The organism is Allobranchiibius sp. CTAmp26 (genome assembly GCF_017565405.1).
In the GTDB taxonomy this organism is placed as follows: Bacteria; Actinomycetota; Actinomycetes; order Actinomycetales; family Dermatophilaceae; genus Allobranchiibius.
This window is the reverse complement of sequence record NZ_JAGEKR010000001.1, coordinates 113,673-128,570: the sequence shown is the minus strand read 5'-3', so window position 1 is coordinate 128,570 and position 14,898 is coordinate 113,673. Positions and strand designations below refer to the sequence as shown.

General features: G+C 69.8%; 14 protein-coding genes. 7 read left to right on the top strand and 7 right to left on the bottom strand.

Annotated features, from left to right (window positions below; all coding sequences use genetic code 11):
• Positions 1 to 94: 94 nt before the first annotated feature.
• The 3 genes from J4030_RS00625 to J4030_RS00615 form a co-directional block, all read right to left on the bottom strand.
• Positions 95 to 1,372 (bottom strand): hydroxyacid-oxoacid transhydrogenase, encoded by a 1,278-nt coding sequence (locus tag J4030_RS00625; RefSeq protein ID WP_208047251.1) that lies wholly within the window; start codon positions 1,370 to 1,372, stop codon positions 95 to 97.
• Entirely contained in the window at positions 1,369 to 3,108 is a 1,740-nt protein-coding gene (locus tag J4030_RS00620; protein WP_208047250.1) for an ATP-binding cassette domain-containing protein, read from the bottom strand. Before J4030_RS00620 ends, J4030_RS00625 begins: the two co-directional genes overlap by 4 nt.
• A 124-nt stretch (positions 3,109 to 3,232) precedes the next feature.
• Complete coding sequence (locus J4030_RS00615; protein WP_208047249.1) at positions 3,233 to 3,976, bottom strand: extracellular solute-binding protein; 744 nt, start codon at positions 3,974 to 3,976, stop codon at positions 3,233 to 3,235.
• A 22-nt stretch (positions 3,977 to 3,998) separates the two neighbouring features.
• Between J4030_RS00615 and J4030_RS00610 the strand changes: the two genes are divergently transcribed.
• Complete coding sequence (locus J4030_RS00610) at positions 3,999 to 4,256, top strand: hypothetical protein (protein ID WP_208047248.1); 258 nt, start codon at positions 3,999 to 4,001, stop codon at positions 4,254 to 4,256.
• Here the strand turns inward: J4030_RS00610 and J4030_RS00605 are convergent, their stop codons facing one another.
• The 3 genes from J4030_RS00605 to J4030_RS00595 are packed head-to-tail and all read right to left on the bottom strand — an operon-like array spanning position 4,257 to position 6,302.
• On the bottom strand, positions 4,257 to 4,805 hold the full coding sequence (locus tag J4030_RS00605) for a PadR family transcriptional regulator (RefSeq protein WP_208047247.1): 549 nt from the start codon (positions 4,803 to 4,805) through the stop codon (positions 4,257 to 4,259).
• Positions 4,806 to 4,836: 31 nt separating this feature from the next.
• Positions 4,837 to 5,628, bottom strand: coding sequence for an SGNH/GDSL hydrolase family protein (locus J4030_RS00600; protein ID WP_208047246.1), 792 nt, complete (start codon positions 5,626 to 5,628; stop codon positions 4,837 to 4,839).
• On the bottom strand, positions 5,625 to 6,302 hold the full coding sequence (locus J4030_RS00595; protein ID WP_208047245.1) for a uracil-DNA glycosylase: 678 nt from the start codon (positions 6,300 to 6,302) through the stop codon (positions 5,625 to 5,627). Before J4030_RS00595 ends, J4030_RS00600 begins: the two co-directional genes overlap by 4 nt.
• 57 nt (positions 6,303 to 6,359) lie before the next feature.
• Here J4030_RS00595 and J4030_RS00590 point away from each other — a divergent pair, with 57 nt between their 5' ends.
• From J4030_RS00590 to groL, 3 genes are all read left to right on the top strand, one after another.
• Positions 6,360 to 7,703 (top strand): aspartate aminotransferase family protein, encoded by a 1,344-nt coding sequence (locus J4030_RS00590; protein WP_208047244.1) that lies wholly within the window; start codon positions 6,360 to 6,362, stop codon positions 7,701 to 7,703.
• A gap of 275 nt (positions 7,704 to 7,978) precedes the next feature.
• The gene (locus J4030_RS00585; RefSeq protein WP_208047243.1) at positions 7,979 to 8,284 is read left to right on the top strand and encodes a DUF3263 domain-containing protein; all 306 of its coding nucleotides are present in this window, start codon (positions 7,979 to 7,981) and stop codon (positions 8,282 to 8,284) included.
• Positions 8,285 to 8,532: 248 nt separating this feature from the next.
• Entirely contained in the window at positions 8,533 to 10,161 is a 1,629-nt protein-coding gene (gene groL / locus J4030_RS00580; protein WP_208047242.1) for a chaperonin GroEL, read from the top strand.
• 221 nt (positions 10,162 to 10,382) lie between these two features.
• Here the strand turns inward: groL and J4030_RS00575 are convergent, their stop codons facing one another.
• The gene (locus J4030_RS00575) at positions 10,383 to 10,778 is read right to left on the bottom strand and encodes a hypothetical protein (protein ID WP_208047241.1); all 396 of its coding nucleotides are present in this window, start codon (positions 10,776 to 10,778) and stop codon (positions 10,383 to 10,385) included.
• On the opposite strand from J4030_RS00575, the gene J4030_RS00570 reads away from it, so the two are divergent.
• The 3 genes from J4030_RS00570 (at position 10,778) to J4030_RS00560 (ending at position 14,872) form a co-directional block, all read left to right on the top strand.
• Entirely contained in the window at positions 10,778 to 11,908 is a 1,131-nt protein-coding gene (locus J4030_RS00570) for a MalY/PatB family protein (RefSeq protein WP_208047240.1), read from the top strand. The two genes, J4030_RS00575 and J4030_RS00570, sit on opposite strands and share 1 nt — an antisense overlap.
• 51 nt (positions 11,909 to 11,959) lie before the next feature.
• Positions 11,960 to 13,897 carry a potassium transporter Kup gene (locus J4030_RS00565; RefSeq protein WP_208047239.1) on the top strand — a complete coding sequence of 646 codons (1,938 nt, stop codon included), beginning with the start codon at positions 11,960 to 11,962 and terminating at the stop codon, positions 13,895 to 13,897.
• A gap of 159 nt (positions 13,898 to 14,056) precedes the next feature.
• Positions 14,057 to 14,872 carry a DUF1028 domain-containing protein gene (locus J4030_RS00560; protein WP_208047238.1) on the top strand — a complete coding sequence of 272 codons (816 nt, stop codon included), beginning with the start codon at positions 14,057 to 14,059 and terminating at the stop codon, positions 14,870 to 14,872.
• The last annotated feature ends 26 nt before the right edge of the window (positions 14,873 to 14,898 follow it).

The window sequence follows — 14,898 nt, the reverse complement described above, 5'->3', positions numbered from 1 at the left end:
CCGTGCCGTCGAGCGGAGGGGTCCCGCCCCGAGCGGAGGGTTTACAACCCCTCCGCTCGAGGATGGACCCCTCCGCTCGATGAAAGAGCAGGGGTCACCAGAGGTGCAGCGACCCCGCGAAGATGTCGTGGATGTCCTGCTCGGTGACGTCCTTGGGCGCGGTCGCGAGCAGCCGCTGCTGCTTCAGGGTGCCCTCCACCAGGTCACCGAAGTCGTCGGCTGAGTAGCCGATCGCCGCAACGCCGTTCGGCATACCGATGTTGCGCATGAGGCCCGCCAGCACCGACGGCAGCTGCTCGCGCGGGTCGTCCGTCCGCGGCGCGTCCGGTGCGAGCAGGGCGGCGGCGCGCAGGTGGCGCTCCGGCGACGCGTCGTACGTGAAGCGGAACGCCGCAGGAGCCGTCAGGGACACGGACATCCCGTGCGGCACCATCGCCTCGTCCTGCGGATAGTCGGCCGGGCGGTAGTCGCGGACCCGGCCCGCGATGGGGTAGGCGTTCGCATGCGGGATGTGCACGCCGGCGTTCCCGAAACCCATGCCGGCGAACGTCGCCGCGAGCGCCATCTCGAAGCGCGCGTTCTTGTCCGAGCCGTCCTTCACCGCGCGGCGGAACGAACCGGCCATCAGCGTCAGTGACTTCTCGGCCCACATGTCGGCGACCGGGTTGGCGCCGCAGTACGGCACCCGCTCACTCGGCTGCTTCGCCGCGAACGACGTGTACGGCTTGGCGGTGTAGCTCTCCAGCGCGTGGCACAGGATGTCCATGCCCGAGCATGCGGTGACCATCGGCGGCTGGCTCACGGTGAGGTCCGGGTCGACCACCGCGGTGGTCGGCCGCAGCGACGCGTGGCTGATGCCGGTCTTCACGTGCTGGGAGAGCACGTCGAGCACACAGATGGTGGTGCTCTCCGAACCCGTCCCGGTGGTGGTGGGCACGGCGACCAGCGGCTTGAGCGGCCGCGTCGGGTCTGCGCCCTTGCCGACCGGTGCGTTGACGTAGTCCATCAGCTCGCCGGAGTTGGTGGTGAGCAGGTTGACCGCCTTGGCGGTATCGATGCTCGACCCGCCGCCGACGGCCACGAAGGCATCCCACGGCCCGTGCTCGCGTGCCCAATCCACTGCAGCGGCAAGACTTTCGTCGGTCGGCTCGACGTGGGACCCGTCGTACACCTCGACCTGTACGCCCGCCTCGCGCAGTGAGTCGGCGACGTGTCCTGGGGCACCGGTGGCCGCGACGCCCTTGTCGGTGATCACCAGCACGCGTCGCGCTCCCTGCGCCGCCAGGTCGTAGCCGACCTCGCGCGACGCCCCCGGGCCGAGCTTCAGGTGGGGTGCGGCGTAGGTGAAGACGGTCTCGCGGGCATCGCTCATTTCGCCAGTATGTCGTCGGCCGTCTCGGTCGGTGGATCGGCCCATACGACGATGCGTGAGGGGTCCACGTCGAAGCGGCAGGTGCCGCCGACCGGTACCTCGGACAGGTCGCGCGCCGCAGCCGCGAGATGCACGTCCTCGCCGAGCCGCAGGGTGACCGCGACGTGGGATCCGAGGTCGGCTGCGTCCTCGACGACGGCCTGGTGCGCGCCGTCGGGGTGGAGTACGACGTCCTGCGGCCGCACGCACCAGGTCACCGCCGCACCGGCGGGTGCGTTCGTAGGGACAGGGAATCGGCAGTCCCCGGCCTGCAGGGTGCCAGCGGACGTCGACGTACCGAACGCCACGTCCGGGATGCCGACGAGTCGCGCCACGGTGGGGGACGCCGGGCGACGGTAGACCTCGGTGACCGGGCCGGCCTGCAGCAGCACACCGTCGGCGATGACCAGCACCTCGTCGGCGAGCAGCGCCGCCTCGACCGGGTCGTGGGTGACCAGCACCGTGGACAGCCCGCTCTCGCGCTGCAGGCGTCGTACGGTCGCCTGCAGGCCCGCGCGCACGGGGGCGTCCAGCGCCGAGAACGGTTCGTCCAGCAGGACCACCCGCGGGTGCTGGCTGAGCGCCGCAGCCAGGCTGACCCGCTGACGTTCTCCACCGGACAGCTCCTGCGGTCGGCGGTCCAGCAACTCGCCCAGTCCCAGGGTCTGCAGCCACCAGGCGGCCAAGGCCGGGTCGGCGCGCACCCCGAACGTCGCGTGCTCCCACACGGTCAGATGGGGGAAGAGGCCCCGGTTCTGCGGGACGTAACCGACGCCGCGCCGCTGAGCGGCCAGGCGCTCGACGGACTCGCCCGCGAAGTCGACGCGGTCACCGTCTGCCGTGGTCAGCCCGGCGATCGCCCTCAACGTCAGGGTCTTTCCCGACCCGGAGGGGCCGAGCACCGCCAGCCGGTCGCTGCCCGCTCGGTGGGCCAGCTGCAGGTCGAAATTACCCACCTGCTGCCGCAACGCGAAGCCGACGGGCACGGGCCTGGCAGCCGGCGGGTGCACCGGGGATGGTGTGCGGGCGCGGTGCCGGCGCCGGGGGAGGCGGAAACCCGCGAGCAGCAGACCGACGACCGCGATCCCGAGCGCCAGGGCGGTCGGTGCCTGCGTCGTGGGCAGGCCGGTGGCGGAGAACTGCACCGAGGTGAAGACCGGCAGGGTGTAAGGGTGGTACGCGAGCAGCACCGTGGCGCCGTACTCTCCGAGCGCTCGCAGCCAGGTCAGCACCGCACCCGCGCGGATCCCGCCCGCGGCCAGCGGCAGATCCACCTTGACGAAGCGGGCGAGCGCTCCGTGGCCAAGGGTCGCCGCCAGGTCGTCCAGCGCCGGGTCCCGCTCGGCGAACGCCGACCGTGCCGCGATGATCAGGAACGGCGCGGCCACGAAGGTCTGTGCGATCACGACCCCCGCCGTGGTGCCCGTGAGCCCGCCGTTGACGTGGGTGCCGAGCCACGTGTACGGCCCGACGAGGTAGATCAGCACGATGCCGCTCATGACGGGTGGCAGGGCGAGCGGGAGTTGGACGACGACCGTCACCACGCGCGAGACCGGACCGGTCGACGTCGCGAGCCAGTGCGCCAGGGGCACCCCGAGCAGCAGCACGATGACGGTGCTGATGCTGGCGCTCACGACCGATGTACGCGCTGCCGCCCACAGGCCCGGCTCGCCGAATCCGCGGTCGCCGGACGTCACGAAACGCCAGGCGAAGTAGCCGAGCGGCACCAGCAGGTAGAGCGCCAGCAGCCCGCCGAGATAGCTCAGCGGGCTGCTGCGCCTGATCGCGCGTGGGTGGGCTACGGGGTGCTCCTCGAGCTGCTCACGGCAGCAGACCCGCAGGCGGGGTGCCGGTGACCTTGGGCGGGGACTTGACGGTGAAGGCCGCCGCCTTGAAGATCGCCTGCGTCTGCGACCCCAGCAGATACTTCACGAACGCCGCGGCTCCGGCCGCGTTCGGCGCGCCCTTGAGGACGGTCACGGTGTAGCTGGCCTTGAGGTCGGTCCCGGTCAGCGGGACGGTCTCGATGCCGGCCGTCTTGGCCTCGCTCGTGTAGAAGAAGCCCGCATCCAGTTGCCCCGACTGCAGATTCGCTACGAGCGTCTCTTCGGGGAAGACGTTCGAGGTGGCCGAGGCCACCTTCGACAGGGCGGGGTGGGCCTTGGCGTTGTCGCTCAGCGCCTCCGCGGTGAGCTTGCCCTTGGGGTCGGTCTTGGGGTCGGTGAAACCGACCTTGAAACCGGGCTCCGCGATGACGTCGTACCAGGGCTTGGTCTTCAGGTCGCTCGCGAACTTGCTCTTGGGGTTGATCCCCAGCACGAGCTTGGAGGACCCGAAGGTGACGTACCAGCTGACCCAGTCGCCGTTGGCCGCTCCCTGCAGCGACTGGTCGGCCTTCGGGCTGGCGCTCACGAAGACGTCCCCCTTGCGCACCTTGCCCTTGATCTGGCTCGCCAGGGCGGTGGACCCCGCGGAGAAGCCGCTGAACGAGTATCCGGTGGTGGCCTTGAAGCCGGGCCCGATCTTGTCCTCCATCAACTTGACCAGGGACCCGGCGTACAGCACGTCGACACTCCCGCTGCCCTTCGTGGCTGTGCTGCCTGCGCTGGACGAAGCGGACGACGAGGACGAGGTGGACGACGAGGCGCCCGACGAGGACGACGAGGACGACGAGGACGACGAGGACGACGAGCCGCCCGAGGAGGACCCGCCGCCGCATCCGGCGGTGGTGCAGGCGGCGACGGTGACGAGGACGAGACTCCCGAGCAGGCGCTTCATGGGTGGTGCCTTCCGTGGGGTGGCGACGGCGGGTGCGCGCGACGGGGACATCCTGTCGTATCGGTAGTCAGGGTGCGACTACCGCGTGGGGTTCATCGACGATCGTGTCCAGGAAGTCGATCGCGACCCGGGTCGACAGCAGCCGCCACATCACGACCCGGCGGTCGAATCCCATGCTCTGCTCCAGCTCCTGCTCGATCTGCGCCACCCGCTGGGTGAACTGGTCACGCTGCGCCCGGGCGAGGGGGCGTGGGTCCGCGCCGGCGCCGTCGATCAGTGCCAGCTTGAGCAGGAACATCGACCGGAAGTCCCGCACCCGCTCGACCGGCTCCGCGAGCCACCGGTCGGTCTCGAGGCGCCCCGCGGCGGTGATGTCGACGATGGTGCGCCGCGGACCGCGGTCGCCCGCCTCGCCGGCCTGTTCGCGCACCAGGTCGCGCTCGATGAGCCGGCTCAGTTCGCGGTAGACGAGCGGGCGGGTCAGGCTCCACACCTGCCCCAGGTCGCCGGTGGGCTGCAGCCGCCGTGCGATCGCGAAACCGTGGGTGGGTCCCTGCGCGATCGCGCCCAGCACGGCGTACGCCGCGGGGCTCATCGGCGGGTGACTGGGCGGCATCGGGGAGGGGTCGCTGAACCGGCGGAGTGGCTCAGTCGTTCCGCGGGGTCAGCGGACGCGGCTGCGGCTGCTTGGGCTCGAGGTCGTCGCCGGAGCTGCGGCCCTTCAACCGTCGCTGCACCCAGGGCGCGAGGTAGTCCTTGGCCCACGCGGCGTTCTCGTGGGCGATGTACGCGCGTGACAGTGCGGGTCCGGCGGGCAGGGCGGCCGCCCACTCGCGCTCGCCCTCGACGACGCCCAGGGTCCACGCGGCCTGCAGAGCGACCCGGCGATGGCCCTCCGTCGCCAGGTGCAACCGGTCCGGTGCCCACATGCGCGCGTCCCGCAGCGACCGCATGGACCAGATGTCCAGCACGTAGGCCTCGGTGCGTTGGGCGATGCCCCACAGGTTGGCGTTGTGCGCCGCGATCCGGGGGCGGGCGGCCTTGATGACCGGCGCCTGGGCAGGGTCGGCCAGCGTGGAGAGCAGGACGTCGGCGCCCGCGGCCCGGGCTCGCAGGACGGCCGCCTCGATGCGGTCGGCGATGTCGTCCAGGTCGGCCCGAGGCCGCAGGATGTCGTTGCCGCCGCCGATCATCGACAGCAGATCGGGCTTGAAGCGCAGTGCGGCGTCCAGTTGCTGCCCGACCACGTCGGTCAGCAGACGGCCACGGACCGCGAGGTTGGCGTACTCGAATTCGGTGCGGCGGTCGCTGTTCTGCTTGCCCAGCTGCCCTGCCAGCCGATCGGCCCAGCCGATGTAGGACTCCGGCCGGGCCGGGTCGGGGTCGCCGACCCCTTCGGTGAACGAGTCCCCGATCGCGACGTACCGGTGCCACGTCATGCCAAGCTCCAATCCACGGGTGCCCCACCTTGCTCGGTCAGCAGCGTATTCGCGCGACTGAACGGACGGGAGCCGAAGAAGCCGTTGCGTGCCGACAGGGGTGAGGGGTGCGCGCTCTCGACGTACGGCGTGCGCCCCAGCCGCGGCACCAGCGATCGGGCGTCGCGACCCCACAGGATCGCCACGAGCGGCTGATCGCGCGCCACGAGCGCGTCGATGGCGGCCGCCGTCACCTCCTCCCACCCGTGCCCGCGGTGACTCGCGGGCTTGCCGGGCTGCACGGTGAGCACCCTGTTGAGCAGCAGCACACCACGCTCGGTCCAGGGTGAGAGGTCGCCGTTGCCGGGGGTCGGCACGCCGAGATCGGAGCTCAGCTCGGTGTAGATGTTCGCGAGGCTGCGGGGCACCGGGCGCACGTCCGGCGCCACCGAGAAGGACAGTCCGACCGCGTGACCCGGTGTCGGATAGGGATCCTGGCCGACGATGAGCACCTTGACCTGGTCCAGCGGCTGAGCGAACGCGCGCAGCACCTTGTCACCGGCGGGGAGATACCCCCGCCCGGCGGCGAGTTCGGCGCGTAGGAAGTCACCGCAGGCGCTGATCGTGTCGGCGACCGGCTCGAGGGCGCCGACCCAGCTCGGGTGCACGAGCTCGGGCAGGGGAGCGGTCGGCATACCGCCAACCTACGACGCCCATGTGGCACAGCCCGTCCGGCACCTACACTCGCGGTCGTGCACGGCTACGACGAATACACGCAGGACCTGGGTAAGTCGATCCTGGAGTACGCCGCTGAGCGGCTGGCTCTCGACCCGGTCCCTCTCGATGGTCCGCGGACCAAGGAGCAGCTCGACGCTGTCGCCGGGGCGGCCCTCACGAGCGAGGGGATCGGCGGCCAGGAGGCCCTGCGCCTCTTCGCCGAGGAGCTGTCACTGGCGTGCCTGTCGACCGACCACCCGCGCTATCTGTCCTTCATCCCGTGCGCGCCGACGCGTGAGGCCGCGATGTTCGACCTGGTCGTCGGCGCATCCTCGATCTACGCCGGGTCGTGGCTCGAGGGTGCGGGCGCGGTGTACGCGGAGAACCAGGCCCTGCGCTGGATCGCCGACCTCGTCGGACTGCCCGAGGGCGCCGGCGGGTCCTTCGTGCAGGGCGGCACCATCGGCAACCTGTCAGCGCTCGTCACCGCGCGCGAGACCGCCCGCGTACGCAGCGGCGCCCGCCCGTTCCGCGTCGCGGCCACCGTCGGATCGCACTCCTCCATCGCGTCGGCCTGCCGGGTGATGGACGCCGAGCTGGTGCAGGTGCAGGTCGGCGACGACCTGCGGCTGACCGGCGAGGCGCTGCGCGAGGTGCTCATCGACGAGGGGCCGGAGTCCTTCTTCGCCGTCGTGGCGACCTGCGGCACCACGAACTTCGGCGTCATCGACGACCTGGAGTCGGTCGCCGCGGTGTGCGAGGAGTTCGGGATCTGGTTCCACTGCGACGGCGCGTACGGCGGCGCCGGTCTGGCCGCACCCAGCGTCCGGCCCAAGTACGCCGGCATCGAGCGGTGCGATTCCTTCATCGTCGACCCGCACAAGTGGCTCTTCGCGCCCTTCGACTGCTGCGCGCTGCTCTACCGCGACCCGGCGCTGGCGCGAGCCGCGCACACCCAGCACGCGTCGTACCTCGACGTCCTCACCGACGCACCGGACTGGAACCCCACGGACTACTCGGTGGGTCTCACCCGGCGTGCGCGGGGGCTGCCGTTCTGGTTCTCCCTGGTCGCCAACGGCACCCAGAAGTACAGCGAGGCGATCGAGCGCACGCTCGAGGTGACCCGGTTCGCCGAGGCGCAGGTGAGCTCACGCGACTACCTCGAGGTGGTGCGCCACGCCGACCTGTCGATCCTGGTCTTCCGCAGGCTCGGCTGGGAGCCTGCGGATTACCACCGGTGGTCCGACGGCCTGCTCGAGCGGCAGGAGGGCTTCGTGGTCCCCACTTCGCACGACGGGGAGACCTTGGCGCGGTTCGCCATCGTCAACCCGCTCACTACCGAGGACGACATCACCGCGATCCTGGACTCGATGCGCTGACCGCGAGGTGACCGCTCGCGACGGTCACCGCGTCGGTGCGACCGGCAACACCCGCGTACGCCGGTGTTGCCGGTTTGCGTTCGCGGCCAGTGCTGCAGCCCTGGCCGACGACGTAAACCGGCCCTCTCGCGCGGTCGTGGCGGCTGCGCGGGCCTGTGCCGGCAGCGCATTCGCACCACCGGACCCATCCGTCACAGGTGTCCCTGGCGGAATGACAAGCGTGTGATTCGCTTCTATAGTCGGGCGTGTCCACGCCCCCGGCTGAGAGGTTGCCCATGAGCGTCGCCAATGCGCAGGTCCAGGGGGCCGACCGCTCCAGCGATCTGTCCGACCGCGATCGTCGGATCCTGGACTTCGAGCGCACCTGGTGGAAGCTGCAGGGCTCCAAGGAGCAGGCCATCCGCGAGACGTTCGACCTGAGTTCGACGCGCTACTACCAGGCGCTGAACTCCCTGATCGACACCCCGGGGGCGCTCGCGTACGACGCGATGCTGGTCAAGCGACTGCAGCGACTGCGGGCCGGCCGGATGCGCCAGCGGACCGCTCGCCGACTCGGATTCGACCAGGGCGAAAAGGGCTGACCCGCTCCTACCGCCGGGCCTGGCGCCCGGCCTGCGACATCGCACCATCCGCGTGACCCCAGCCGTTTGCACTCGGGGGCGGCGAGTGCCAATAATGCTGTTAGCACTCTCGGCATGAGAGTGACAGACAGTGGCCGTCCGACGAGTGCCGCTCACCGCCGGGTATCCGTACACCCGAGCAGGCGCGGCGCGTCCGTCGCGGGCGTCGTACGGCCAGCTTCGGTACGCACTGTGGGAGGACCACGCAGATGGCCAAGACCATTGCATTCGACGAAGAGGCCCGCCGCGGCCTCGAGCGGGGCATGAACATCCTCGCCGACGCCGTGCGCGTCACACTCGGCCCCAAGGGCCGCAACGTGGTGCTCGAGAAGAAGTGGGGAGCCCCCACGATCACCAACGACGGTGTCAGCATCGCCAAGGAGATCGAGCTCGAGGACCCGTACGAGAAGATCGGCGCCGAGCTGGTCAAGGAGGTCGCGAAGAAGACCGACGACGTCGCCGGTGACGGTACGACGACCGCGACCGTGCTGGCCCAGGCCATGGTCCGCGAGGGGCTGCGCAACGTCGCCGCCGGCGCGAACCCGATGGCCCTCAAGCGCGGCATCGAGGCCGCCGTGGCCGCGGTGTCCGCATCGCTGCTGAGCCAGGCCAAGGAGATCGAGACCAAGGAGCAGATCGCTGCTACCGCCTCCATCTCGGCCGCCGATCCGCAGATCGGCGAGCTCATCGCCGAGGCGATGGACAAGGTCGGCAAGGAAGGCGTCATCACCGTCGAGGAGAGCAACACCTTCGGGCTGGAGCTCGAGCTCACCGAGGGCATGCGCTTCGACAAGGGCTACATCTCCGGCTACATGGTGACCGACACCGAGCGCATGGAGACGGTGCTGGACGACCCGTACATCCTGGTCGTCAACTCCAAGATCTCCAGCATCAAGGACCTGCTGCCGCTGCTGGAGAAGGTCATGCAGTCCGGCAAGCCCCTGATGATCATCGCCGAGGACGTCGACGGCGAGGCGCTGTCGACCCTGGTGGTCAACAAGATCCGCGGCACCTTCAAGTCGGTCGCCGTCAAGGCACCCGGTTTCGGTGACCGTCGCAAGGCCATGCTCGGCGACATCGCCATCCTCACCGGTGGTCAGGTCATCTCCGAAGAGGTCGGCCTCAAGCTCGACACCGCGGAGCTGGACCTGCTGGGCACCGCGCGTCGCGTGGTCGTCACCAAGGACGAGACGACCATCGTCGAGGGTGCGGGCGACACCGACCAGATCGCCGGTCGGGTCAGCCAGATCCGCGCCGAGATCGAGAACTCCGACTCCGACTACGACCGCGAGAAGCTCCAGGAGCGCCTCGCGAAGCTCGCCGGTGGCGTGGCCGTCATCAAGGCGGGCGCGGCGACCGAGGTCGAGCTGAAGGAGCGCAAGCACCGCATCGAGGACGCCGTTCGCAACGCGAAGGCCGCCGTCGAAGAGGGCATCGTCGCCGGTGGTGGCGTCGCGCTGCTGCAGGCGACCGACGCCGCCTGGGGTGGACTCAAGCTCGAGGGCGACGAGGCCACGGGTGCGAACATCGTGAAGGTGGCCGCCGAGGCTCCGCTGAAGCAGATCGCCAAGAACGCGGGCCTCGAGCCCGGCGTCGTGGTCGAGAAGGTGCGCAACCTGCCTTCCGGTGAGGGCTTGAACGCCGCCACCGGCGAGTACGTCGACATGGTTGCGACCGGCATCATCGACCCGGCCAAGGTGACCCGCTCGGCGTTGCAGAACGCCGCGTCGATCGCCGCGCTCTTCCTCACCACCGAAGCGGTCATCGCCGACAAGCCGGAGAAGAACGTGCCGGCGGCGCCGGGTGGCGGCGACGAGATGGGTGGCATGGGCTTCTGACGAAGCACGCAGCGAAGGTTGGGGCCGAGCGAAGCGAGGACCCGGCCGGAGCGGAGTGCGAGGAAGAAGCCCAAAAGGCTTCGTGCGGGTCAGAAACCCAGAAGGCTTCGTGTGGCCCAGGATCCACTGAGCCGGGCCTCACACCCTCGCACTGAACGAACGAAGAGCGGCGCGTCCCGAAAGGGGCGCGCCGCTTGTTCATCCCCTCCAGCCGGTATGCCTCACTCCATCTCGGCCTGGGTGCACGGACGACCACCGGAGGTGGCGCCCAGCGAGGTATCGAAAGTGAGACTGCCGCGCTGCTCGCCTTGTGTGTAGTCGATGCGGATGCGTCGTACGTGCGCCGTTGCCTCGCCCGTGCGGTGCATCCGGATCTCCAGTTGCTTTTCGGTGCCCGGCTCGAAGAGGGTGCCGCGCTCGGCCGGTGGGCGCCAGTAGTCGGCTGCGCCGGGATTGTCGTCGGAGTACCTGGTCCAGAAGTACCAGCCGTCGATCGTGGCGCCAGAGGTCCCGGCGGCATTGACGTCGGTGACGTTCAGATCAGCGGAACCCGTGTTGGCGACCGATGGGCGAGCAGCGTGACGTTTCCGTCCTGGCCGGGTGCGACGATGGCGCAATGGCGATCCTCGACGCGAGCCTGGACCAACTACGCGAGACGCGCACGAGCATCAAGTGGCGTGCGTACGACCCGGATGTGATCCCGGTCTGGGTCGCTGAGATGGACTGCGCGCCGTGCGATCCCGTGATCGACGCCATCGAGAGCGCGTTGCACCGGGGGGACGTCGGTTACGCGGCCCCCGGGCCGTTGGAGGAGGCGTTCGCGCACTTCGCGAAAGAACGCTGGGACTGGGCGGTCGACCCGGCACGGGCGATGATGCTGCCGGACGTGATGATCGGCGTGGGTGAGCTGCTGCGCGCGAACACCCGTCCCGACGCGGCGGTCGTGGTGAGCCCGCCCTGCTATGACGCCTTCTTCGGTTTCGTGCAGTCGGTCGGCCGACGACTCGTCGAGGCGCCGCTCAGCGCGGACTTCCGGCTTGATCCCGACGCGTTGGAGGCGGCGTTCCGGGACGCGGGGCCGGGAGCGGCGTACATCCTGTGCAACCCGCAGAATCCGATGGGCACCGTGCACACCGCGGCTGAGCTGACCGATCTCGCCCGGCTCGCGGACCGGTATGACGTGCTGGTCGTGTCCGATGAGATCCACGGGCCGCTGACCCATCCCGGAGTGACGTACACGCCGTATCTTGCGGTGCCCGAGGCGAGCCGGGGTATCAGCGTGGTGAGCGGATCGAAGTCCTGGAACCTCGCCGGGCTCAAGATCGCGCTGGCGGTGCCCGGCGCCGATGCCGAGGCGTCCCTCGGGGCGCTGCACGAGGTCAACACCCACGGCGCGAACCACCTCGCCGAGATCGCCCACACGGCGGCGTACGCGCACGGCGGCCCGTGGCTGGACGAACTGCGCGGTGAGATCGTCGAGCGGCGAAAGCTGTTAGGACGGTTGCTCGCCGAGCAGCTCCCGCAGATCCGGGTGGCGCCGGGAGAGTCCACCTACCTGGTCTGGCTGGACTGCGGTCCGCTGGGGTTGGCGAACCCGGCACGGACCTTCCTGCAACAGGGGCGGGTGGCGCTGGGTATCGGCACCAACTACGACCCGCGTGGGGAGCAGTTCGTGCGCTTCAACGTGGCGACCTCGCCGCAGGTGATCACCGCGGCCGTCGAGCGGATGGCGTCGGTCCTGCACTGATCGAATCACCCGGTCACCGGCACCCGGATACCGGGAGCACAATGGTCGCTCGTGACCACTGAGCAGGCCCTCCCGAAGGGCGCCCCGGCCGACCGACCGACCGCGCCCGTCACCCACGGATCCGGCGGTCTGGCCCTGACCCTGGCGGCCCTCGGGGTGGTGTTCGGCGACATCGGCACCAGTCCGCTCTACGCGTTGCAGACGGTCTTCTCCATCGACCACAACAAGGTCACCGCCGACCGCGGCGACGTGTACGGCGTGATCTCCCTGGTCTTCTGGTCCATCACCGTCGTGGTGTCGATCAAGTACGTGCTCTTCATCCTGCGTGCGGACAACGACGGTGAGGGCGGCGTGATGGCCCTGGCCGCGCTGGTCCGCCGCCACGTGCCGACCGGGGGCAAACGCTTCAGCGTGGTGATGATCCTCGGCGTGCTGGGCGCGTCGCTCTTCTACGGCGACAGCGTCATCACCCCGGCGGTCTCGGTGCTCTCGGCCGTGGAAGGGCTGGAGGTGCCGGCGCCCTCCTTGGCGCACTACGTCGTACCGATCGGCGCCGTCATCATCACGGTGCTCTTCCTGGCGCAACGCTTCGGCACCCAGGTGGTCGGCCGACTTTTCGGCCCGGTGATGGTGGTGTGGTTCGTCGTGCTCGGGGTGCTCGGCGTGCGCAAGGTCATCGCCGACCCGGCGATCCTGAAGGGGCTTTCTCCGTCGTACGCCGTGCTCTTCATCGTCGACCACCAGTACGTCGCGTTCGTGGCGATGGGCGCGGTGGTGCTATCGATCACCGGTGCCGAGGCGCTCTACGCCGACATGGGCCACTTCGGACCCGCGCCGATCCGCCGGGCGTGGTTCTTCCTGGTCTTCCCGTGCCTGACGCTGAACTACCTCGGTCAGGGCGCGTTGATCGTGCACAGCCCGAAGAGCGTGAGCAACCCGTTCTTCCTTCTCGCGCCGAACTGGGCGCAGCTGCCGCTGGTCGTGCTCGCCACCGCCGCGACGGTGATCGCCTCTCAGGCCGTGATCTCGGGCGCGTACTCCGTCTCCCGGCAGGCCGAGCGGCTCGGCTACCTGCCGCAGCTGACGGTGCGCTACACCTCCGCGTCGAGCAGCGGCCAGATCTACGTCCCGAGCATCAACTGGATCCTCTACGCCGGTGTGATGGTCCTCCTGCTGGTCTTCCAGTCCTCCGCCAAGCTCGCGACGGCGTACGGCCTGGCCGTGACCGGGACCTTCCTCATCACGACCACGCTCTTCCTGGCGTACGCCGAGTCGGCCTGGAAGTGGGCACGCTGGAAACTGCTGCTGGTCGGGATCCTCTTCGGACTGCTCGAGCTCACCTACTTCGGTGCGAACCTCACCAAGATCGTGCACGGCGGCTGGCTGCCGCTGCTGATCGCGTTGCTGGTCTGCACCGCGATGCTCACCTGGCGCAAGGGCAGCCGGATCGTGACCGAGCGCCGCGCCAAGCTGGAGGGTCCGGTCGAGTCGTTCGTGGAGTGGTTGCACTCCGAGCAGCTGACCACGGTCCCGGGCACAGCCATCTTCATGCATCCCGACCGGCCCACGACGCCGCTGGCGCTGCGTGAGAACGCGAACTTCAACCACGTGATCCACCAGAACGTCTTCATCGTCTCGACCTCGCCGGAGAACATCCCGCACGTCGCGGACGCCGACCGTTTCGAGACGAAGCCGCTGGGCGGCACGTACGACGCCATCACCCACGTCACGTTGCACTTCGGCTTCCAGGACGAGCAGGACGTGCCCGAAGGCCTGCGGTTCGCCGCGACGCAGGGTCTGGACATCGACCCCGACGAGGCCTACTACTACCTCTCCCGCATCACCGTGCACCCCAGCTCGCGGCCGGGGATGTCGCGCTGGCGCAAGCGGGTCTTCCTCGGGATGGCGCACAACGCCGCGTCCCCGGTCGACTACTTCCGCCTCCCGCCGGACCGCACGGTCGCGATGGGTGCCCAGGTCTACTTCTAGACCGGTGCTCCATCACGTGTAGAACATCACGTGCTTTCAGGTGGGTCCGTCTCCATCGGTTGCCCGCCCTGACGCTCTCGTCCCCATCGCAGTCCCCTCCCTGGGCGTGCATGTCTACGCAGGGAACGCCTAAAAGGTTGAGTCGTTAGCGTGGCCGGCATGACGTTCTCCATCGTTGGCCACGATCCGGCCACCGGCGACCTCGGTGTCGCGGTCGCATCGAAGTTCCTGGGGGTCGGCGCCGCGGTGCCGGCCGCGCGCCTCGGACAGGGCGCGATCGCCACCCAGTCCTTCGCCAACACCCTCTACAAACGTGATGGTCTCGCGGCACTCGCGGGCGGGTCCGATGCAGCCGCCACGCTCCGCTCCCTGACCGGCGCCGACGACCAGCGCGAGGAGCGGCAGGTCGGCATCGTCGACGCGGCCGGGCGCGCCGTCACCTTCACCGGCGAGGGCTGCAACGCCTGGGCGGGCGGTGTCGCCCGCGACGGCGTCGCGATCCAGGGCAACATCCTGACCGGCCCGGAGGTGGTCGAGGCGATGAGTGACGCCTGGACTGCGGGGGAGGGGCTGCCACTGGCGCGCCGCTTGTACGCCGCGCTGGTCGCGGGTGACGGCGCAGGCGGCGATCGGCGGGGTCGTCAGTCCGCCGCGTTGTACGTCGTGTCCGAGACCGGCGGGTACACCCCGGGCGACGACCTGGCGTACGACCTGCGGGTCGACGACCACCCCGACCCCGTGACGGAGCTGGGTCGGCTGCTCGACATCCACGACGTGCTCTTCAAGCCGCCGACCGACGAGGAGTTGCTGCCGCTCGCCGGTGAGCTCGCGCAGGAGGTGCGCTCGCGGCTCTTCCGGCTCGGTTACGAGGACCTCGACACCTGGGCGGGAGTGGAGAACCTGGAGCTGCGCCTGCGCGCCGGCCACATCGACACCACGGTGCTGAGCATCCTGCGCTCCCAGACCACGAGCTGACCACCGCGGTGCGCGGTGGGGCGCGA